At 35.1% G+C, this 21,913-nt stretch carries 16 protein-coding genes; 11 read left to right on the forward strand and 5 right to left on the reverse strand.

The window, feature by feature from the left end; all coding sequences use genetic code 11:
- Positions 1-72 precede the first annotated feature (72 nt).
- The 3 genes from KD050_RS16550 (at position 73) to KD050_RS16560 (ending at position 4,100) form a co-directional block, all read left to right on the forward strand.
- The gene (locus KD050_RS16550) at positions 73-1,782 is read left to right on the forward strand and encodes a DUF2642 domain-containing protein (protein ID WP_211893428.1); all 1,710 of its coding nucleotides are present in this window, start codon (positions 73-75) and stop codon (positions 1,780-1,782) included.
- A 36-nt stretch (positions 1,783-1,818) separates the two neighbouring features.
- Positions 1,819-2,493 (forward strand): DUF2642 domain-containing protein, encoded by a 675-nt coding sequence (locus KD050_RS16555; protein ID WP_211893429.1) that lies wholly within the window; start codon positions 1,819-1,821, stop codon positions 2,491-2,493.
- Between the two features lie 251 nt (positions 2,494-2,744).
- The gene (locus KD050_RS16560) at positions 2,745-4,100 is read left to right on the forward strand and encodes an arsenic transporter (RefSeq protein ID WP_211893430.1); all 1,356 of its coding nucleotides are present in this window, start codon (positions 2,745-2,747) and stop codon (positions 4,098-4,100) included.
- A 645-nt stretch (positions 4,101-4,745) separates the two neighbouring features.
- Here KD050_RS16560 and KD050_RS16565 read toward each other — a convergent pair.
- Genes KD050_RS16565 through KD050_RS16575 form a run of 3 tightly spaced genes read right to left on the reverse strand, consistent with a single transcriptional unit; the run spans position 4,746 to position 6,474 of the window.
- Positions 4,746-5,174, reverse strand: coding sequence for a GNAT family N-acetyltransferase (locus tag KD050_RS16565; RefSeq protein WP_211893431.1), 429 nt, complete (start codon positions 5,172-5,174; stop codon positions 4,746-4,748).
- A 3-nt stretch (positions 5,175-5,177) separates the two neighbouring features.
- Positions 5,178-5,693 (reverse strand): YjcG family protein, encoded by a 516-nt coding sequence (locus tag KD050_RS16570; RefSeq protein ID WP_211893432.1) that lies wholly within the window; start codon positions 5,691-5,693, stop codon positions 5,178-5,180.
- Positions 5,694-5,751: 58 nt separating this feature from the next.
- Positions 5,752-6,474: an alpha/beta hydrolase gene (locus tag KD050_RS16575; protein ID WP_211893433.1), complete on the reverse strand. Its 723-nt coding sequence runs from the start codon at positions 6,472-6,474 to the stop codon at positions 5,752-5,754.
- A gap of 100 nt (positions 6,475-6,574) precedes the next feature.
- Here KD050_RS16575 and KD050_RS16580 point away from each other — a divergent pair, with 100 nt between their 5' ends.
- On the forward strand, positions 6,575-7,159 hold the full coding sequence (locus KD050_RS16580) for a phosphatidylglycerophosphatase A family protein (RefSeq protein ID WP_211893434.1): 585 nt from the start codon (positions 6,575-6,577) through the stop codon (positions 7,157-7,159).
- A 706-nt stretch (positions 7,160-7,865) separates the two neighbouring features.
- Here KD050_RS16580 and KD050_RS16585 read toward each other — a convergent pair.
- Positions 7,866-8,600 (reverse strand): thermonuclease family protein, encoded by a 735-nt coding sequence (locus KD050_RS16585; protein WP_211893435.1) that lies wholly within the window; start codon positions 8,598-8,600, stop codon positions 7,866-7,868.
- A gap of 44 nt (positions 8,601-8,644) precedes the next feature.
- Here KD050_RS16585 and KD050_RS16590 point away from each other — a divergent pair, with 44 nt between their 5' ends.
- A complete protein-coding gene (locus KD050_RS16590; protein ID WP_370627236.1) occupies positions 8,645-9,490 on the forward strand; it encodes a DNA-3-methyladenine glycosylase family protein in 846 nt (281 codons plus the stop codon).
- Between the two features lie 56 nt (positions 9,491-9,546).
- On the opposite strand, the gene KD050_RS16595 is transcribed toward KD050_RS16590, so the two are convergent.
- Positions 9,547-9,690 carry a hypothetical protein gene (locus KD050_RS16595; RefSeq protein WP_211893437.1) on the reverse strand — a complete coding sequence of 48 codons (144 nt, stop codon included), beginning with the start codon at positions 9,688-9,690 and terminating at the stop codon, positions 9,547-9,549.
- Between the two features lie 279 nt (positions 9,691-9,969).
- On the opposite strand from KD050_RS16595, the gene KD050_RS16600 reads away from it, so the two are divergent.
- From KD050_RS16600 to KD050_RS16625, 6 genes are all read left to right on the forward strand, one after another.
- On the forward strand, positions 9,970-11,358 hold the full coding sequence (locus tag KD050_RS16600; protein WP_211893438.1) for an aldehyde dehydrogenase: 1,389 nt from the start codon (positions 9,970-9,972) through the stop codon (positions 11,356-11,358).
- A gap of 249 nt (positions 11,359-11,607) precedes the next feature.
- Positions 11,608-13,788 (forward strand): sensor domain-containing protein, encoded by a 2,181-nt coding sequence (locus tag KD050_RS16605; RefSeq protein WP_211893439.1) that lies wholly within the window; start codon positions 11,608-11,610, stop codon positions 13,786-13,788.
- A gap of 44 nt (positions 13,789-13,832) precedes the next feature.
- Positions 13,833-14,882 carry a M42 family metallopeptidase gene (locus tag KD050_RS16610; protein WP_211893440.1) on the forward strand — a complete coding sequence of 350 codons (1,050 nt, stop codon included), beginning with the start codon at positions 13,833-13,835 and terminating at the stop codon, positions 14,880-14,882.
- 88 nt (positions 14,883-14,970) lie between these two features.
- Complete coding sequence (locus tag KD050_RS16615; RefSeq protein ID WP_211893441.1) at positions 14,971-16,545, forward strand: peptide chain release factor 3; 1,575 nt, start codon at positions 14,971-14,973, stop codon at positions 16,543-16,545.
- Between the two features lie 996 nt (positions 16,546-17,541).
- Entirely contained in the window at positions 17,542-20,595 is a 3,054-nt protein-coding gene (locus tag KD050_RS16620; protein ID WP_211893442.1) for an efflux RND transporter permease subunit, read from the forward strand.
- 81 nt (positions 20,596-20,676) lie between these two features.
- On the forward strand, positions 20,677-21,765 hold the full coding sequence (locus tag KD050_RS16625; RefSeq protein WP_211893443.1) for an SDR family oxidoreductase: 1,089 nt from the start codon (positions 20,677-20,679) through the stop codon (positions 21,763-21,765).
- Positions 21,766-21,913 lie beyond the last annotated feature (148 nt).

A 21,913-nucleotide genomic window follows, 5' to 3' on the forward strand; every position in this document is an offset into this window, starting at 1 on the left:
TAAATAGAGGATGCATTCGTCGCTTTTTTTATTTAAAAGCGACGACTATTCTAAAAGGGAGGCGATCTCCAAATGCAGAAACAAAACTTCGAAAATGTATTATATGCCAATGAAAACATGAATATAGGATTGTATTTAACAAAAAATCAATTTGTTGAAGGTATCTTATTAGACGTTCAAAATAATCATATTGTTTTGGAAGTGAATGAAAATATTGTCTATATAGCAATTCATCAAATACAAGCACTTTCTAAGAATGCAAAAGATCTACGTATGGCAAAGGAATCCAGTCTACATCTAGTTAGAAATGATTTGACAGATGTATTAATTGCATTAAGATATCACTGGGTTACTATAAATAAATTTAGTAATCCTACTCTTTTTGGTATATTAAGCAGTATCTTCGAGGATCATATTATCCTAATCAATAAAAAAGAGTTATTTTATATACCTATTTCACATATTACGGATATTTCTAGCGAAATATCTAAAAGTGACCACTACTTTTTAAACAAAAAGGAACAACGTACTATCCAAAAATTATATAGGATGCGTATTAGCAAAGAATCTATTGAAGTTAAAGATGATCATTTGATTGGGATACAGGACAGAATTACATCACCGGACATTGGAATTATTGCAGATTGGAACGATGCTATAAATAAGGGAAAAGCTGACCAAAGTACAGTTTCTTCGCTATTGGAAGAGAAAGCCGATATTTCAGTTAGTGATCAGGAACTAGCTGCAATAGATGATGGTATTCATACGGAAGTAATGGAACCTATAAATACGTATGCAATAGAAGAAAGCGTATTTTCTTCTCAAATGGAAGAGACGCTAGAAAGTAAAAGCTTGGATATAGCAGCAGCGGCTGCCAATATTTTAGTAAGTGAAGAGAAATTATCCACAATACATGATGGTGTTCATAAAGAAGTTCCGGAACCGATAAATACGGATACATTAGAGGAAAACGAATTTTATCTTAAATTGAAAGAGAAGCTAGAAAGTATAAGTTTGAATCTAGCGGCAGCGGCTGCCAATAATTTAGGTAGTGAAGAGAAATCATCCCCAATAGTTGATGGTGTTCATACAGAAGTAACGGAACCGATAAACACCGATGAGTTGGAGGAAAATACGTTTTCTCCTCAACTAGAAGATCAAATAATAAAAGAACAAACTAATGAGTTTTCCGATGAACAACTTAACGTTCCCGAAAATCGTTTGGAGATGAAGGGAAAAGATATACTTTTAACGGCTTGGAGTACTATGAATAGCGATCAATCTACAGTTGCACTACCAAAGAAAGCTGATTCGAAAAGGAAACATGCAATCCCAATCGAAAATACAATGTTGACTAGCAGTAACACTGGGCAACAAACATCTCTTTCAAATCAAACAAACGAAAATTCTGATCGCCATGACAAACTCGATGTCTTAGATAAAATATCGGAGACATCAGAAAAAAAAAAACAAGTATTAACTGCAAATGTGCTGAGTAGAAAAGAAGTAAATGAAATGCTGGAGCAGCAATACTTTGCATTGATGAATTACGCTGCAGTACAAATTTCAAATACGATAAATTTTAAACAAACAGATAACAAATCATACTTTCACCCAAGGGTTGAAGGAAGTGAATATCGTCCAGATAAAATTAGACGGTTTGAAATGAATAGTGGTTATCAATTTTATGATTCCAAACAAGACACAGCTGCATTAGAAAAACAGTATATTTCGTTAATGAGACATGCAACAGCAATGTACCGCAAACTAAGGAAAACTTAGTTCGAAGATGAATAAATGCTAAAAGGAGTTGTGACCTTGAATAAAATTATTCAAAGTCTAATCAAGGAATTTGTCCAAATTGAGGTTTCAGGAAAAAAGAAATTAAAGGGTACACTAATTGATTTGGGAACAGACTTACTCGTTATTTTTAACGGAATAGATTATATGTACATCCCTATCAATCATATCCATAGTTTCTGTGCTATCAAGAACGACGAATTTGATACATCTGCCCCAAAGGAGTCGTCTATTCTAAATAATGGTGGAAATAACGAGGGTTTATCCTTGCTAGCTACGCTACAGCATGCAAAAGGTAAAAATTCTGAAATTTATTTGGCAGATGATCAGCCTCTACATGGTTCTATTACTCAGATAATGGATGACTATTTTGAGTTTTATTCACCCGTTTATAAAACTATGTATATATCTACAAAACACTTAAAGTGGCTTATTCCTTATACTTCTAATGAAGGTCCTTACGGGTTAAATAACAACTACTCCAAACCTTTAGCTAATGAAATTCTTGTTAATACCTTTAAAACTCAAATAGAAAAGTTTAGAGATAAAATGGTTGTGTTCAATATTGGAGGAAGTAAGAGTCATATAGGAAAAATAAAAAATGTAGAAGAACAAATAGTTGAGTTGGAGAAAGCAAGAGCAGCTAAAGATTATCTAAATATCGAACATATAAAAACAATCCACCAAGTATAAGAAAGATATGGATAAAGTCATGACATGACTAAGTCTTACATCGTAAAGGTAAAAATAAATACAAAAATTAGAAGCATGAAATGTTTCATGCTTCTTGAAGTTGGAAATACATAAAACTTTTTTCTTGAAAAATAGTGAATTATTTATATTATTTTAAGGAATATGGACATACACCTCGTTTCTCTAAGTAGAAAGAGAATATACATACAAGGAAGCGGACAATCTTAACAAGGAGAGGAAATGGTATATGTATGAGTTGGCAAATTGGAATCGCCATTTTGGTGTTCCTATCTACTATGTTAGTCATTTTTGTAAGACCTAGAGAAGTAAATGAAGCTTGGCCAGCAACAATTGGTGCTGTGATTATATTATTAGCAGGTATTGTGTCATTAGAGGATGTTTTAGATATTATCGATAAAATTGGAGGGGCTTCCATTACTATTATATCGACAGTTGTCATGGCTGTCATATTAGAAAGCTTCGGTTTTTTTAACTGGGTAGCTACTCGAATTGTAAGTTTATCAAAAGGTTCGGGATATCGATTGTATTGGAATATTCAGTTATTATGTTTTGGGATGACACTATTGTTTAATAATGACGGTAGTATATTAATAACAACTCCCATTTTAATATTATTACTGAAGAATATGCGACTAAAACCTCATCAACAGATCCCCTATTTAATCAGTGGAGCATTAATCGCTACTGCCTCCAGCGCACCTATAGGAGTAAGTAATCTAGTTAACTTAATAGCTTTAGAAATTGTAGATATGTCATTATGGATGCATACTTTAATGATGTTTGTCCCAGCAACTTTAGGGTTATTGTTTATGTCATATTTGATGTTCATCATTGTGAAGGAAAAACTGCCAGTAACTTTACCAACATCTCTCATCAATATTGAAGAATCCTTTTTCACTAAAAGCTTTCACCCACTGAAAGCAAGTATATCCTTAGAAACAAAACAAAAGCGGACTAAATTTATGTTGAAGATCCTATTCTATGTGTTAGTTGTACGAGGTATGCTATTTGTCGCTTCTTATGTAAATATTCCCATTGAAATAGTAGCAGCAATTAGTTCTGTCATTCTTTTGCTTTGGAGAGGATACCATTTAAAATCTAATCCTATAGATATTTTGAAAAAGACGCCATGGCATATTCTAATCTTTGCATTTTCTATGTACGTAATTATTTATGGCCTGCATAATGTTGGACTAACTGCATTATTAGTTCAGTGGTGTAAACCGATAGTTCAGCAGGGGCTATTTCAAGCAAGTTTCATCATGGGAGGATTAGTGTCCATACTCTCTAACCTTTTTAACAATCACCCTGCCTTAATGATTGGGACAATAACATTAACAGAAATGGGCTTAGACCCAATTACATTAAAAACTATCTATCTTGCAAATATAATTGGAAGCGACATGGGATCGCTGTTATTGCCAATTGGAACGCTCGCATCCCTTATTTGGATGGATATTTTAAGGAAAAATAAAATTAATATTACGTGGAAAGATTATTTAAGCATCACGATAAAAGTTATTCCGATAACAACGATTGTAACGCTAACACTTTTATATTTTTGGGTACAGATAGTTTTTAATTAACAAGAAGAAATATTATTTATGAAGAGGCTAAGGGTTAGCAGGAACTTCCTAAAAAATGGAGATTTCCTGCTTTTTTATATAACTCCAATTTCTACATTAAAAATAAAAAGAATCCATCATAAAAAATCTTATCTCCAACTAAAAGATTGAAAAAAGTTTGGAATGTTAAGATGAATTTAATATGGATACATATATAGTTTGAATTCATTCTACAGCTTTTAGAGTAACAGCAAAAATAGAGGATCCAAATAAAAGTCAGATGTGGACAAGTACAGTGTGGTTCCAGTAGTTATATAAAAATATAGAAGTATTCGAATTACATTCGTTCTTAGTATGTATATGATAATGAAGTAAAGAATGACACCCAAAATGCAATTTATTAAATAAAATTGTAATGATCATTTGTACAAAATAAGGAATTATAAGAACTTCTCACAGAAGTCAAGTAATACTATTTTTTCTAATCTAATTACTATTACTAGAATGTGCTCAACATACGATATCACGCATCTGGATAGAATGTTTCCATTAGGAAAAAGTGCATTTTCATCACAATGGTTTTGATTTACTCCATTCTTTTATTCTTTTAAACATCAAATGGAGGGCAATGACGTCAGTCACAACCCTCCATAAAGATTTACTAAATTAAATTTGTTTCTCCATTGCTCGGTGAGGAATTCCAGCCTCTAAAAACTCAGGAGAGCTTATTGTATAATTTCTTTTTTCATAAAAAAGAATAGCCTGACTTTGTGCATTTAGTTTTAACTTGGTAATTCCGGTAGAAAGTGAGTAGTCCTCCATACATTGCATCATGAGATTTCCTAACTTCTTCCCACGATAACTTGGAAGTATACAGACACGTTCTACTTTTCCGATGCCTGGTTCAATTACTCTTATTCGGCCAGCACCAAAAGGTGTTTCTCCATCGTATGCTACAAAATGCACAGCTTCCGCATCATGCTCATCGAGTTCAAGGTGAAGCGGGACATCCTGTTCCTCTACAAAAACTTTTCTTCTAATATTAATTGCATCTTGATATTCTTTTTCAGTTTCAACTTTCTTTGCGTACACCAATACTTACTCAGCTCCAGACAATCTAAATGTATCATAAACAGTCCATGATCCATCTTCTAGTTGGTATAAAAGATGAAGTCGATCGATTTCTTCTTCAAATTCAGCACCAATCATTTTTAATTGAGGAAGAATATCATCATGTTCACTTGCACTCATCTTTTGAGCGATTGTAATATGAGGAACAAAAGAATAACTTTCCTCATCATTATATTGAATCGCATTTAGATCTTCACGTAGTTTAACTAGCTCAGCTGTGGGCTCCACATTAAAATATATTGCATTAGTAACAGGGGCAAATGAACTAACCTTCGCTGTTTTTAATGTAAATGGCTTATGATTCTTTACTACTTCAGTAACCTTCTCAGCAATCGATTTAATCTCATTTTCATCTGCTTCAAATACTCCTTTAATTGTCATATGTGGAGTAATTAAAGCATAGTGAGGGTCATAACGCTTTCTATAGGAGTTGGCGAAGTCCTGTACCTTTTTAGATGGAAAAGCAACAATTCCGTATTTCATTTTCATTACCTCCTCAAATTTTCATACAAATCATATCACTATTATAACAAATATTTCTCTATAGGCTAAAATTTTGCAACAGTGATCTTTTTATATCTGGTTGCCAAAGCTTCCAAGTATGATTTCCTTCTAATTCGTCATAAAAGGTCAAAAACCCTTTATTTTTTATTAAATTGTGTAACTCTCTGTTTGGAGTGATAAAATCCGTTAATAAACCATCACCTGTTTTAACTGCAGTTTCTTCGGTTCCAATCACATGGTAAAGAGAAAATGCATGAACGTCTTCGTGGTTTTTTACTTTTTCTAGAACGTCTTCATTTACGAGTGGGGAGTGCATAATTACTCTTCCAAATGTATTTGGATAAGCTAAAGCTGTCATAAGTGAAACAGTCGCTGCCAACGAATCACCTATTAGTGATCTACCCATACCAACCTGATAAGTTGGATAGTTTTCATCTATATAAGGAACTAATTCTTGAGCTAAAAATCGTATATATGCAGCATGCTGAGAACCATCTGGATGGTATTTATCTCTTCGATCTTTTACGCTTTTATAAGGTACTCCAACGATGATTAAGTTTTCAATCGCTTCTTCTTCATATAAATCGTCAGCCACCCGAGAGATTCTACCTAGTTGAAAATAGTCTTTACCATCGGATGCGATTAGAACAGAATATTTATATAGTGCAGAATAATTTGGTGGCAAGTAAATTAGTAGTTGCATTTCTTCCTGTAAAGCCTCGCTAAAAAGCGTTATATCCTCTATAGTACCTTTGTTCATAAGTTCCTCCTAATGTCATTCATGTAGTACAGAAATTGTATCATATACTAGCAAAGAGGTATAATAAACCAAACGCTAAAACAACAAAGGGGATACTAATATGGATAGACAGACATCTAGAGTTCATTCACGTGAAGTGGAGCAGGCTACAAAGGATGCGTTAAAAAGACGCGGAGTTACTATTGAAGAAATTGCAAAAATCGTATTTGAAATGCAGTTTCCTTACAACAAAGGGCTTACTATAGAGCATTGTATAGAATCCGTAAAAAGCGTATTGAAAAAAAGAGAAATGCAACATGCGATATTAGTTGGTATCGAACTTGACGAGTTAGCAGAGAAAAAAATGTTATCTGCACCATTACAACAAATAGTTGAATCGGATGAAGGTTTGTTTGGGGTAGACGAAACGATTGCACTAGGAGCTGTATTTACTTATGGAAGTATTGCAGTAACTACCTTTGGGCATTTAGATAAAAATAAAATTGGACTTATTTCAAAATTAGATACAAAAGTCGGCGGAGCTGTTCATACGTTTCTAGATGATTTAGTAGCAAGTATTGCTTCAAGTGCAGCCTCGCGTTTAGCACATCGTACTAGAGATTTAGAAGAAGAAAATGAAACATTTGCAGATATTCCGCCAGAAGAAACAGTACCAGAAGCAAAAGTAAAAGGTGCTAGAACATAAAGCTGTGTGGCCTTTTAATAGGAGGCTACACAGTTTGTTTTTTTAGAATAAAATTATATAAAAATGGCCCGTGCATACTGGGTTCATGATACTTTAAAGAATGAATAATACTAGTGATTTCCGTTACAGGCGGAGACAAAGGAACGATGGCTAAGTACGTCACCACGCGAGCGCAACGCCTTCGTGACCACATCCTGTTGGCCTCCGCGGGGTGAGCGATGAACCATCACCGTCGCTGACGCGTCGTTTGTGATGTTTCATCTGTCTCACTCATCCCGCCGGAGTCGTCACCTTTCACTACAATCAATTAGTGTGTAGTACTCCATTATAAGATTGGTCCAATTTTACTTAGTGAAAACATCATCTGTAATCGCTGTTGAATTAGAAATGCTATTATCCAATGATAGATGCAGACAGTAAAATTTCTTTGTACTAGAGCATATTTCAACATTACTTATTTCTATATACAATAGGAATTAGTAAATACTATTGTTTTCAATTATCCATTTACTTCAAGTGGACATTGTTGATTGAAGCGCGGAGTGGCGACTCCAGTGGGAACAGCACGAGCTGAAGAACCTAGACTGAGCGAGGCGAGGGAAGCGGCTGAGGCCATGCCCACGCCCACGGAAAGCGTCCGACCGGAGTAGAAATCAACGGCATATTTATGTCTTAAAGGGGTTGGCGTCTTTTTGCCCGATTTTTCTTACTCCCCAGATTTTTTAAATCCTGCTTTTATAGCTTCCTGCTCGTTACAGAACCATTCTTCGGGATTTGTTTGTTCATAATATTTTCCACTAGGGATATGGTAAATTTTCTTGCCTTGTCGATTAATATTGCCCTTGATGATACATTTTCCGGATGTTTGTATTTCTACCTTAGCGCTGTTATCGGAGATGACCGCATCATCGAATCCTCGATTAGTGACGTAATCTTCTGTCTCCCATACGCCAATATTTTTCTTTTCAGCTTTTTCGGAAGCTTCCTCGAAATCGTCTAAATACCGTATGTTTGGAGGGAAAATATATGCAACACGTGCCATCCCCTCTTCGAGTAACGTCTTTTGAACGCTCTGGCCATCCACATAAATATACGCAAGCATTCTGCCATAGTCGTCTAAGCGATTTCCTACATCAAACTCAATCGTTACATCCCCACTATTTAATAATTCCTTGTTCCGTTGTTTCGCTTCTTCCCCAAATGGTTGCTTTCCTAATGTGTGATGGTTTATTTCCGGTGTGTCTATTAGCAAGTATCGAACTTTTTCTATGTTTCCATTATACTTAACTTTAATAGTATCACCGTCAGTAACCTCAACTACTTTTACTGGAATTTGTTTGGTACTACCACTTGTTTGAATGACACTGTTAGTGGAATTTTCTTCACAGCCATATAGTAAGCAAAAAAACAGACCACCTATACATACAAAAAACTTTTTCATTTATATCACCCATTGTAGTTTAGCATATTACCGAAAGGGGATAAATCATGACACAAACCGTGGAATTAGCATTTACCTATCGTATGGAGGATGTATTAAGAAGACTAGCTTTAGATCCGCTAAATTCTGTAGATCTCTCCAATCAAACAGTCAAAATCCCGTTAGATGAAACAATTATAACGGTTCAAAGTATCGGAACATTGCATGAACCAAAATTTATACTAACCGGGTTAGAAACAGAAGAACAATATGAACGTGTCTTGTCCATATTTCATTTCAATAGAAGTCTGTTGCCTATTCACGAGCACTTTTTAGAAACTAATTTACATTCATTGTTTTTAAAATTTGAGGGCACCCCAATTATTACTGACTTTTCGTTGTATGGGAATATTATGAAAAGTATCATTCATCAGCAACTAAATCTTACTTTTGCAAGAACATTAACAGAACGATTTGTTCATACTTTTAGTAAAAGCAAAGAAGGTGTCTGGTTGTATCCAGCTCCTGAGATTATTGCCAATCTTGATGTTGGAACGCTACGTCAAATGCAGTTTAGTACAAGAAAGGCAGAGTATATGATAGGGATTTCTAAAGCCATTGTAGAAGGGGCTTTGAACTTAGAAGCACTTGTAACTGAATCGGATGATTTCATACTTTCTGAACTGATAAAGTATAGAGGAATTGGTCCATGGACAGCGGAAAGCTTCTTGTTATTTGGCTTAGGAAGAGAGAACCTGTTTCCTTTGGCAGATATAGGTCTTCAAAATTCGCTCAAGCAACAATGGCATCTAGATAGAAAGCCTATGAAAAGTGAAATTACCCCTCACTTAGCCTCCTGGGCACCCTATAATAGTTACGCTGCCTTATACCTTTGGAGAAATATAGAATGAAAAATCAGCTTTTCCTTTTTTCTTATGAAGGGAAAAGCTGATCCTATATACATTATTCAATTAGTTGTCTCCATTTCACCTTGGTCCTCTTTAAAATATAAAAATGATTCTTCCTCTATTTCATTCATACGTTCTTTATTAAGCCCTAGCGCAAAAGCTCCTGTAAAAATGGGCTCCCACCAAGTTTCTGTTTCAGTCATTATTATTTCCTCCCTTTAATCATTTTTTCTATACCAAGTCTATACCCTGCCAAGCTTCACACATAAACCAATTAACTGAAAAATGGATCATATAGCATAGGTATCCTAAAGTCTTATAGACTTATAGTTACAGTCTATTGTGGGAAAGGACTTCTTGAAAATAGTATTCCACGAAAGACACACTTCATGTATTCCAATATAAATGTTTGTTCTTTCTTCTAATAGAAATAAATAGTATGATTCCCTTAAGATAAATGGAATAAAAAGGAGCGAATATAAATGAAATTTACAGAACAACAACTAAATCATATGTTAGATGAGCATCAAGCATATTTTTATGCTGGATTGACTAGACCTGTAGCATTCCGTGTAGAACAATTGGAAATACTAAAAACTACGATTAAAAAGTATGAAAAAGAAGTGATAGAAGCATTATACAAAGATTTAAGAAAAAGTGAATTTGAAGCCTATGTTACAGAAATTGGGTTAGTTTATGACAATATTTCATATATGATTAAAAATATCGAGCAGTGGATGGAACCAAAGTATGTAAAAACTCCAGTTGCTTTAATGCCATCCAAAAGTTTTATCGTAAATGATCCTTATGGTACTGTTTTGATCATTGCACCATTCAATTATCCATTCCAGCTTATTATGGAACCACTCATAGGAGCTATTGTTGGAGGCAATTGTGCCGTTATTAAACCGTCTGAAGCAACACCACATACGTCTAAAATAGTAAAAAAAATTATTTCGGAAGCATATGACCCGAGATACATTCGTGTTGTAGAGGGAGAAAAAGAAGAAACTTCGCTGTTAATTCATGCACCTTTTGATTTTATTTTCTTTACGGGAAGCATTCAAGTAGGAAAGATAGTGATGAAAGCAGCTGCGGAAAGATTGACCCCAATTGCTTTAGAATTAGGAGGGAAAAGTCCGGCTATTGTAGACCATACTGCAAATTTAGCTGTTGCAGCTAAACGCATTGTGTGGGGGAAATTTGTTAATGCCGGACAAACATGTATAGCACCCGATTATGTATTAGTTGAGGAAAATGTAAAAGATAAGTTTATCGAACAGATGAAGAAAGCTATTGTTCAATTTTATGGTAAGAATTCGCAACAGAGTCCTGACCTTGGAAGAATAGTGAATGACAATCATTTTGATCGACTTATGCGAATTTTAGAAGCGGAGAGTAATCATATTATTTTTGGTGGTAAAACGGATAGAGATGATTTATTTATTGAACCAACGTTATTAGATGGGGTTGACTTTAATAGTCCATCAATGGCTGATGAATTGTTTGGACCACTGTTACCTATAATTGGTTACAAAGATTTACGTAGTATAATCCATCGAATTCGCCAATTACCAAAACCTTTGGCTGCTTATATGTTTAGCGAACACGAAAAAGCGCAGGCATTCTTTCTACAAGAGCTACCGTTTGGTGGTGGCTGTATAAATGACACAATCACTCATGCTGGTAGTCCCCATTTACCATTTGGTGGAGTAGGAAATTCCGGGATTCAATCTTATCATGGAGAAGCGAGTTTTACATTATTTACCCACCAAAAATCTATCGTAAAGAAAAATACTACGTTACCAATTAATATTGTTTTTCCACCGTATAAAAATAAGGTGAAGTTAGTAAGAGGCTTGCTAAAGTAATTTTAATGAAAATTAATTTATTCCATCATAACTTTTTAGAAAGTTATGATGGCTTTTTTTAAACTGTTTAAAATTAATGCTTAAATAAACATTTGCTTTGGAGACGCTTCGAAATATTCTAAATTAGGATTAAATGACTCGGATTATCCATATTTCATAGTAATGACATTGACAAACAGAGACTATTTTACTAATATTATATGTAATGTTGATACTAATTAATCATTTTCTTGGGGTGGGGGAAGCAGGATGAAGTCTGTATTTAACACGAACACCGATGAACTATTATATAAAGTTAAAACTGCAATTTTCAATGAGTCATTGGCGAGCGATATGGCACTTCAGGAAAAGCTAGACGATGCCTTTTTTAAGATGGAGCTTATGGATTATGCAGTGAATGAAACGATGATAATAGCTGTTACAAATAAGTCAGGACAAATATTATTCGTTAATAATCGCTTTAGTGATATTACAGGATATTCAAAGGAAGAATTAATAGGAAATACACATAAAATTATTAATTCGAAAACTCATCCAAGTTCTTTCTTTAAAGAAATGTGGTCAACCATTCTTAAAGGACACACATGGACAGGTGAAATCTGCAATAGACGCAAGAACGGTGAAATTTATTGGGTAAAAACTTACATAATACCTATTGAAACATATTCCAATGAAACTTACTTTCTAAGTATCCGTACTGATATTACACTAGAAAAAGAAAAGGAAATATTATTAAAATCCAAACTATTATCATCTTTTGAAACAGTAGTACACCACATAAACAATTTAGTCTTCAAAGTGGAAAAAGATAATGATAACAATTATGGTTTTTCATTATTGACAGGGAAAGTGGCCTCAGACTATTTAGCAAATAAAGGGCTACAAACTATTCAACCTAACAGTGATTTTATTAAGAATAAAATATTAAGTCCTATCTATAGTATAAATACATATTTTTCAGAAGAGATGACTGATCGATTATTATTTTATCTAAACAAAGTTAATATTGGTGAGGAAGTCTCCTATAATGAATGGTTAGGTGATAGATGTATACATATTACAATCTCTCCAATTGAACAAAATGGAATAATAAGTGGTGCGATTGGAATTGGCAATGATATAACGGAACTTGAATCCACGAGAACTAAACTTGCTGAGCTTGCGTATCGTGATCATTTGACAAATACCTATAACACCGCTGCGCTAGAAAGAGATATTGTACAAATGATAAACAATTACTCGCCTTTTAGTTTTGTGTATATTGATTTGGATCGTTTTAAAAACATTAATGATTCCTTAGGGCATGTTACCGGAGATTCCCTGTTAAAGTTAGTTGCGACGAGAATTAAAAATTTCTATAAACATGTAGGAGAGTTATATCGTATCGGCGGGGATGAATTTGTTGTGCTGATTGTGGAACAACAAAAAGATATTACGACGCTAGAAGACGCAAAGCTAGTAATACAAAAGATTGAAGAGCCATTTAGTATTGAAGAAATGGAAATACATATTTCTTGTTCAATCGGTATAGCTTGCTTTCCACTACATGGGTCCAATTATATGGAAATTCATCGTGCAGCTGACTTAGCATTAAATATTTCTAAGGAGTATGGCAAACGAAATGCTGTGCTATTCGATGTAAAACATATGGAAGGTTATGTCAACAAGGTGGGTTTAGAAAGTGATATCCGATCAGGGCTAGATAATAATGAGTTTTACCTCGTCTATCAGCCTAAAGTCAATTTGAAAAGTGAATCTATTCATGGCTATGAAGCATTAATTCGTTGGAATAAAAAAGGCAAAGAAATTATTCCTCCAAACGACTTCATACCTTTCGCAGAAGAAACTGGTCTCATTATATCAATTGGAAAGTACGTATTAGAAGAAGCTTGCAGACAAGGTGCAACGTGGATTCGACAAGGGATTCCTTTTCAAACTATTTCCGTCAATATAAGTCCCGTAGAGCTAGAGCAATATGACTTTTTAGCAAACCTGCATGCAATTTTAAAGAAAACGGGGTTACCTCCAGAGTATTTGGAAATTGAAATGACAGAAAATATATTAATGAAAAATATGGATAGATTATTGAAGCTATTATATGAATTAGAGAAACTTGGAATTAAGCTAGCAATGGATGATTTTGGTTCCGGTTTTTCTAATTTCCGATATTTAAGTGAGCTGCCGATTCATACATTAAAAATTGACCGTAGTCTCATGGACCGAGTGTTAATAGGCAGAGATGAAGTGATTGTATCCTCTATAATTAGGATAGGTCATAGTTTAGGACTAGAGGTAGTTGCAGAGGGAGTAGAAACTTTAGAGGTTATTAAGTTTTTGAAGAATCATGACTGTCACACTGTTCAAGGATATTACTACTCAAAACCTTTAGAAGCGCATCAAGTACCAAATTTTGTATTAAAAAATATATAAGACTCTGATAAGATAATAACAAGGAATTGAAGGAGGATATATCAATGACATTTACTTTTCATGCAAAAGAAACGGTTACATTATTAAAACAATTGGTGGAAATTCCAAGTCCGTCTGGTTATACAAAAGAGATCATGGACTTTATGGAGAATATTTTAAAGCAACTGCAAGTGGATTATATTCGGACAAATAAAGGTGCGTTAATCGCTACAATACAAGGAACAGATGAAACGAAGCATCGACTTTTAACTGCGCATACAGATACTTTAGGTGCGATGGTAAAAGAAGTTAAAGGAAGCGGTAGATTAAAACTTACTATGGTCGGTGGCTTTAATTGGAATGCAGTGGAAGGTGAATATTGTACTATTCATACAGCGGATGGTAAAAAAATTCGTGGTACTATTTTAATGCACCAAACAACTGTGCATGTATATAAAAACGCTAGTGCTTTACCTCGAGATGAACAAAATATCGAAGTCCGTATAGATGAAAAAGTATTAACTGCTGAAGATACACGCAAGTTAGGTGTAGAGGTGGGGGATTTTGTTTCATTCGATCCTCGATTCGAAGAAACTGAAAATGGTTTTATCAAATCCCGTCATCTTGACGATAAAGCGAGTACAGCATTACTACTTCAATTAATCAAAACAATTCAAGATACAAATGTCACTTTACCACATACAACACATTTCTATATTTCCAATAATGAGGAGATTGGATATGGGGGTAACTCAAACGTACCTGCAGAAACAGTAGAATATTTGGCTGTTGATATGGGTGCTATTGGAGACGGACAATCGTCGGATGAGTATACAGTGTCTATTTGTGCAAAAGATTCTTCTGGACCATATCATTATGAATTAACTCGTCAAATAGTAGAACTGGCTAAAAAAGAGAATATCGATTATAAATTAGATATTTATCCTTACTATGGATCAGATGCTTCGGCAGCTATTCGTGCTGGGTATGATGTGAAGCATGCTCTATTGGGACCAGGAATTGAAGCTTCTCACGCATATGAACGTACACATATTGATTCATTGGAAAACACAGCTAAACTTTTGTATAGCTATGTAAACACACAAATTTCTTAAGAATCGGGTAAAACCGATTCTTTTTTACTTGTTTTTTGCTCCCTAAATCCATATGATTAGTAAGTGAATAAGAAGGAGATATAACAGAATGGATATAAAATTACAAGATGAAATATTGAAGCGAAGAACTTTTGCAATTATTTCCCACCCGGATGCTGGTAAAACAACTATTACGGAAAAGCTTTTATTCTTTGGTGGAGCTATTCGTGATGCAGGTACAGTCAAAGGAAAAAAATCAGGGAAATTTGCAACATCTGACTGGATGGAAATCGAAAAGCAACGTGGAATTTCGGTAACATCCTCCGTTATGCAATTTGACTATAATAATTGTCGTATAAATATATTGGATACACCTGGACATCAGGATTTTAGTGAGGATACGTATCGTACATTGATGGCAGTTGATAGTGCAGTAATGATTGTCGATGCTGCCAAAGGTATTGAAGCACAAACGTTAAAACTATTTAAAGTTTGTCGTATGAGAGGCATTCCTATTTTTACTTTTATAAACAAACTTGACCGTCAAGGGAAAGAACCACTTGAACTAATGGAAGAGCTAGAAGAGGTTCTTGGCATTCAATCTTATGCAATGAACTGGCCAATTGGTATGGGTAAAGAGTTCTTAGGTATCTATGATCGTTATAATGGACGAATTGAGCAATTCCGTACAGAAGAATCGGAGAGATTTCTTCCTTTAGATGAAGAGGGAGAGCTTGCAGTCGATCATTCGATGAAAAAAACTTCCTACTACACTCAGGCCATAGAAGATATCATGTTGCTAAACGAAGCTGGGAATGATTTTGATAAGGAAAAAGTATTGAATGGAGATTTGACTCCAGTATTCTTCGGTAGTGCATTAACTAATTTCGGGGTACAAACATTTTTAGAAACGTATTTACAGTTTGCACCAACTCCTCAGCCTCGCATGACAGAAAAGGAAGAAGAAATCAATCCGTTAAACGAAGACTTCTCTGGTTTTATCTTTAAAATTCAAGCGAATATGAACCCAGCTCACCGTGACCGTATTGCATTTGTTCGTATCGTTTCCGGTAGGTTTGAGAGAGGCATGACGGTTACTTTAGCTCGTACAGGAAAAACGTTTAAAGTGACGCAGTCAACTCAGTTCTTAGCCGATGATCGTGAAACAGTTGAAACGGCAGTTGCAGGAGATATTATTGGACTTTACGATGTGGGGAATTATCAAATAGGAGACACGGTTGTCGGAGGCAAGAAAGCTTTTACTTATGAGAAACTTCCACAATTTACACCTGAACTATTTGTTAAAGTAACTGCTAAAAACGTATTGAAGTCGAAGCATTTCCACAAGGGAATTTTACAATTAGTACAAGAAGGAGCCATTCAGTACTATAAAACACTTCACACTGAGGAAATTATTTTAGGTGCTGTTGGACAGCTTCAATTTGAAGTGTTTGAGCATCGTATGAATAGTGAATATAATGTGGAGGTCCGAATGGAACCAATCGGATCTAAAGTAGCTCGATGGATTGAGAACGAAGAAGAAGTGAAGGAATCTATGACAGGACCACGTTCTATGCTTGTAAGAGATCGTTATGATAACTATGTATTCTTATTTGAAAATGAGTTCGCCACTCGTTGGTTCCAGGACAAATATGAGCACATTAAGCTTTATAATTTACTTTAATATCCAAGAGGTTGCCTATAAGGTGACCTCTTTCTATTTTTGAAGGAAAGCATTTGCGATTGAAGACTTCTAATAATAAAGATATTTCATCTATTCGAGTCAATTTAATAAAAAAGTAATTAGTAGTGAAATCTAAACAATGTTTATTTACGCTCCATGCGGGCCCTTTAAGCGGGCACGGCTTAATCTCCTCGTACCAACAGGATGTTGGTCGCAAAGGCGTTGCCACACGATGCACCTAATCTTTGTCCCCTGAATGCGTTCCTGCGGGGCTTTCAGCTCGTGTACCTGACGCTTCGCTTTCGATGCAGAAAACATTTGCTGTTCCCACTTGAGTCGATGCCTTGAGCTCCAATCAAATATAAGTAGATATTAATTAGAAATTGAGCAGTGCATTTATTAAAAAAATAATGATTTAAAAAAGCATACTTACAGTAAATTAATTCCTTTAATAGTGATTTCCTTTTCTGTAGCAATCTATAGGATGTGCGGCTGTGGCAAGTGCACATCCGGGTAGAGAGCATCTATATGGGAAAATCTCTATCCTCAATCCTATTTACTTACGTTGGATTGTCGATTACTTTCGATTACTTTGAATATACTTGCGCTTTGCTATATCTTACATGCGGTCAAAACAGACTTACTTGCTCTCAATATAGATTTACTTACGAAAAGGAATATTTATCCAGTATCAATCTATAGGATGTGCGTCTTCCAAGCCGCATGAGCGCGAAGAATGAGACTTCAAAAAGGATGAAGGGGCGTAGCGATCATCCTGAAGGCTCATGCGTAGCGTGCGGCAAGCGCACATCCGGGAAGAGAGCATTTATATGGGCAAATCTCTATTTTCTATACTATTTGCTCGCGATAACTTTGGTTCATAAAACTCATCTTAATAGATCAACACTGTCAATGCATTACACGTGATAAAAATTTGAACTCTTCTTCTGTAGAGCATATGATAGAAAGAGCAAATAAGAAGGTGGTCCCCCGTAAATGAAAATTAGTGATTTTTCGATAAAAAGACCCGTATTTACAACTGTTATTATGTTCTTAGTCATAATTCTAGGTGGGGTTTCATTTTTTAAAATACCTGTTACCTTAATACCAGATTTAAATCCTCCTATTGCAGTCGTTGTCACGAACTATCAAGGTGCAAGTCCAATTGAGGTAGATGAAAAAATTACGAAGCCTTTGGAATCCTCCTTGAGTACTTTACCAGGTATTGAATCTGTGAATAGTACATCACAAGAAGGGGCTAATTTCATCTTATTAGAATTCGATTGGTCTACAGATATGGATGCAATTCAGTTAGATGTCATGCAGCGCATCGATATTACACCTCTTCCTGATGGAGCAGACAAACCAAGATTCTTGAAGTTCGATCCTGCCCAATTCCCAGTCATCCAGCTATCATTGAATACGAAGGATTCAAAAACGGATATTCAGCAGATAGCGAAGCAATTAGAGAAAGAATTGTTAAGAACAGAAGGAGTCGCAAGTGTCAATGTATCCGGTTCTTTGGTGGAAGAAGTACAGATATTATTGGACCAAGAGAAATTAAAAAACAAAGGACTTACACAAACAGATATTGTACAAGTCATTCAAGCGAATAATATCTCCCTTCCAGGTAATCCCATTGAAACAGATGAGGATAAATCATTAACTACTAGAATAATTAGCACGTTAACATCTGTCGAAGATATAAAAAAATTGGTAGTAACAGTTAATCCGTTGGATGGAACGGCAGTCACAATTGCAGATGTGGCGACTGTCGATTTAACGAAGCAAGAACAATTTTCTGAAACTAGAGCGAATGATGAACCGGCTGTTTTGTTATCTGTATTTCAAGAATCTAATGCTAATACAGCGAATGTCTCTACAGCTTTTCAAAATGAACTAGATAAGCAACTGGAAAAAGAAGCGTTCCAGGATGTCAACGCAAATATACTTTTCGATCAAGGGGACTATGTAAAAGTTGCCATTAATAATATTGGAACTACCCTAATTACGGGTGGGTTATTGGCGATGATTATTTTGTTTATATTCTTAAAAGGCATTAGAAGTCCAATTATTGTTGGAGCAGCAATCCCGTATTCCGTTATTGTAACGTTTGTTCTTATGTATTTTGCTGGGTTTTCGCTTAATATTATGACCTTAGGGGCACTAGCACTTGGCATTGGGATGCTTGTTGATAACTCCATCGTTGTTATAGAGAATATCGAAAGACATTTAGGATTAGGAAAGACACCTAAAGAAGCAGCAAGTATTGGTACGAAGGAGGTTGCTGGTGCTATTACTGCCTCAACTTTGACTACTATAGCTGTTTTTGTTCCTGTTCTATTTCTTTCTGGCTTAATAGGGCAGATATTTACCGAATTTGCACTTACGATTTCTTTTAGTTTGCTTGCTTCATTGGTAGTAGCTATAACTGTTATTCCAATGATGGCAAGTAAGTTACTGAAAAAGCCAAGAGGAAATCTGGAAGCTAAACGAAGAAGATCGAAAGCTTATAATAATTTTGAACGATCGATTAAGTGGACATTAGGTCATCGTGCAATGATTTTAATGATTACTGTTATTCTGTTAATTGTTTCCGTAATCGGTTTGCTCCGAGTTGGAACAGAATTTTTGCCAGCAACGGACGAAGGATTTGTCACTATTTCAGTAAATCTTGAAAAGGGCTCCTCTTTTACAGCGACAGATACAGTGGTGAATAAAGTAGAAGATATCCTACAAAAAGAAGAGGATATAGAAGTTTATGTGAGCTTTGTAGGAGGTAGTCAAGAAGGGCAGTCTAGAGGAAGCTCAAGTTCTAATACAGCTGAAATTTCAGTGAAGTTAAAAGCATTAGAGGATAGAAATCGTTCCGTTTTTACTTTTGTAGATGAAGTGCAGCCAAAAGTGGTAAAAGCTGTTGGAGATGATGCAGAAATTAATTTCAATGTGCAGACTGCTTCTGGTTCTTCACCAAATGTTGTGTCATTTACAGTGTCATCTAACGATAAGAGCATATTGGACGCAGCAGTAACTAACTTACAACAAGATTTAGGTAGCTTAGATGGAGTTGTCAAAGTTACAAATGACTTAAGCACTAAGATGGAAGAGGTCCAGATTAATGTCATTCGAGAGAAGGCTACAGAATATGGAATTGCTCCCGCCCAAATTGCGCAGACCGTAAATAATATGACGAGAGGGGTATTAACTTCTCAAATAATTGATAACAACGACAAAGTATTAGGCGTTTATGTGAAATATGATGAAATGTATCGAAGTAATTTGGAACAATTAAAGCAATTGCAATTACGTACTCCATCAGGTCAGTATATTGCACTACAAGAGGTTGCAAATGTGGAAATAGCAGAAGGGCCCATCGCAATTCGAAGTGTTGACCAAGCTAGTGCGGTGTCATTTTCAGTAAAATATGAGTCCATGTATTCACTTGGTGAAATGTCAGATTTAGTTGACGAGATTATACAGGATCAGAAATTTTCAGAGGATATTGCAATATCTTTTGGTGGTGACCGAGAATTATTGGATAACTCCAAGAATGATATGATATTGGCAGTATTACTGGCAGTAGTACTAGTATTTATTGTGATGGCAGCCCAGTTTGAATCATATAAATATCCTTTTGTTATTATGTTTACCGTTCCGCTTATAGTCATAGGTATTTTCATAGGACTCTTTACCACGAATTTGCCAATCAGTATTTCTGCCATAATTGGAATTTTGATATTGGTTGGAATTGTAGTAAACAATGGTATCGTCCTAGTCGATTATATTAATCAACGAAAAATGGATGGTATGTCTTCATACGAGGCAATTATTACATCTGTCCGTGATCGTGTTCGCCCCATATTGATGACTGCGTTGACGACAATATTAGGACTTGTGCCTTTAGCTTTAGGTATAGGAGAAGGTACTGAAATCAATCAGCCAATGGCTATAACTGTTATTGGGGGATTAGTAAGTTCTACTTTCCTCACTCTATACGTAGTTCCAATAATCTACAGTTTATTTGATAAAGAAACTAGAAAAAAAATATAAACGTAATATTCGGATAATTATTAGGGAGAGTCTTCAATTGGAGACTCTTTTTACGTATAATGGAAAAAAGGGGTGTTACACATGTCCATTGCTTTGATGACAGGATTTCCAGGATTTTTGGCAAAGAATATTATAAAAGAGTTAAGGCAGCAGAAAGCTTATTCAAAAATTTATGTACTTGTTCTACCTTCGCAGACAGGATTAGCAGAAAAAATGATTGAGGAAATTTATCAAGACCAATTACATACTCCATTAATTGAGATCGTAGAAGGAGATATAACCCTTCCAGAAGCCGGAATTCAAGAGGCTTTTCTTAAAAAGTTGCGAAACGATGTTGAATACGTTTGGCATCTTGCTGCTATTTATGATTTAGCTGTATCAAAAGAAATTGCCTGGAAAGTGAATGTCCATGGTACAGATATGTTTAATAAAGTAGTCACTCAGTTCTCCAAACTAAAACGATATGTATATTTTAGTACAGCATATGTGGCAGGTTTAAGAGAAGGTAAATTGTTAGAAACTGAATTAATTCGACCGGATGGGTTTAAAAATCATTATGAAGAAACGAAATATGAAGCAGAGTTACTTGTGGAAAAACTAAAAGAAACGATTCCAGTTACAATTATTCGACCTGGGATTGTAAGGGGTCATTCAGAAACTGGAGAAACGATTAAGTTTGATGGTCCTTATTTCTTTGTTAATATGATTTCAAAATTAAGGAAGTTGCCTATCATTCCGTATTTAGGTAAATCAAACTCATATATTAATGTTGTTCCAAGTGATTTTATAACTAAGGCATCAATCTATTGTTCCTTTAGTGACGAAGCGATTGGTCAAACTATACATTTAACCGATCCACAGCCTTATCCAGTTGAAGAGGTTTATAGAGCATTTGTGAAAGAAATTACCGGGAAGTTTCCAAAATGGAGACTCCCATTACCTATTGCAAAATCCTCTGTTGGATTGTATCCTGTTCGAAAATTTTTACAGGTAGAAAAAGAAACATTAGATTATTTAACTTGGAATGCTACATTTGATACGACAAATGCCGAATCCATTCTAGAAAAAGGAAAAATTTCATGTCCAGATTTTATACAATCTATTCCTTCTATGATCACATTTTATAATGCCCATAAGGACGATTCAGCATTTCATATTCCAATAAAGTAGTTATGAGTTTACAAAAGCTTTGAATATGTTATAATTAATTACATAATTAAATAGACTCTTGACTAACGTCAAAGGGGAGTAGCTATAGGGAAACCTATTTCATAGTCGTCATTACGTGGTATTGCCACCGGTTATGATAGCAATTTTA

Origin of the sequence: Psychrobacillus sp. INOP01 (genome assembly GCF_018140925.1) — a bacterium.
Taxonomy (GTDB): Bacteria; Bacillota; Bacilli; order Bacillales_A; family Planococcaceae; genus Psychrobacillus.

Excerpts from the sequence above, each read along its gene's own strand:
- KD050_RS16600 (WP_211893438.1), top strand. The coding sequence starts at position 9,970 with ATGAAATTTACAGAACAACAACTAAATCATATGTTAGATGAGCATCAA.
- KD050_RS16620 (WP_211893442.1), top strand. The coding sequence starts at position 17,542 with ATGAAAATTAGTGATTTTTCGATAAAAAGACCCGTATTTACAACTGTT.
- KD050_RS16610 (WP_211893440.1), top strand. The coding sequence starts at position 13,833 with ATGACATTTACTTTTCATGCAAAAGAAACGGTTACATTATTAAAACAA.
- KD050_RS16575 (WP_211893433.1), bottom strand. The coding sequence starts at position 6,474 with ATGAACAAAGGTACTATAGAGGATATAACGCTTTTTAGCGAGGCTTTA.
- KD050_RS16550 (WP_211893428.1), top strand. The coding sequence starts at position 73 with ATGCAGAAACAAAACTTCGAAAATGTATTATATGCCAATGAAAACATG.
- KD050_RS16595 (WP_211893437.1), bottom strand. The coding sequence starts at position 9,690 with ATGACTGAAACAGAAACTTGGTGGGAGCCCATTTTTACAGGAGCTTTT.
- KD050_RS16605 (WP_211893439.1), top strand. The coding sequence starts at position 11,608 with ATGAAGTCTGTATTTAACACGAACACCGATGAACTATTATATAAAGTT.
- KD050_RS16585 (WP_211893435.1), bottom strand. The coding sequence starts at position 8,600 with ATGAAAAAGTTTTTTGTATGTATAGGTGGTCTGTTTTTTTGCTTACTA.
- KD050_RS16615 (WP_211893441.1), top strand. The coding sequence starts at position 14,971 with ATGGATATAAAATTACAAGATGAAATATTGAAGCGAAGAACTTTTGCA.
- KD050_RS16560 (WP_211893430.1), top strand. The coding sequence starts at position 2,745 with ATGAGTTGGCAAATTGGAATCGCCATTTTGGTGTTCCTATCTACTATG.
- KD050_RS16580 (WP_211893434.1), top strand. The coding sequence starts at position 6,575 with ATGGATAGACAGACATCTAGAGTTCATTCACGTGAAGTGGAGCAGGCT.
- KD050_RS16625 (WP_211893443.1), top strand. The coding sequence starts at position 20,677 with ATGTCCATTGCTTTGATGACAGGATTTCCAGGATTTTTGGCAAAGAAT.
- KD050_RS16570 (WP_211893432.1), bottom strand. The coding sequence starts at position 5,693 with ATGAAATACGGAATTGTTGCTTTTCCATCTAAAAAGGTACAGGACTTC.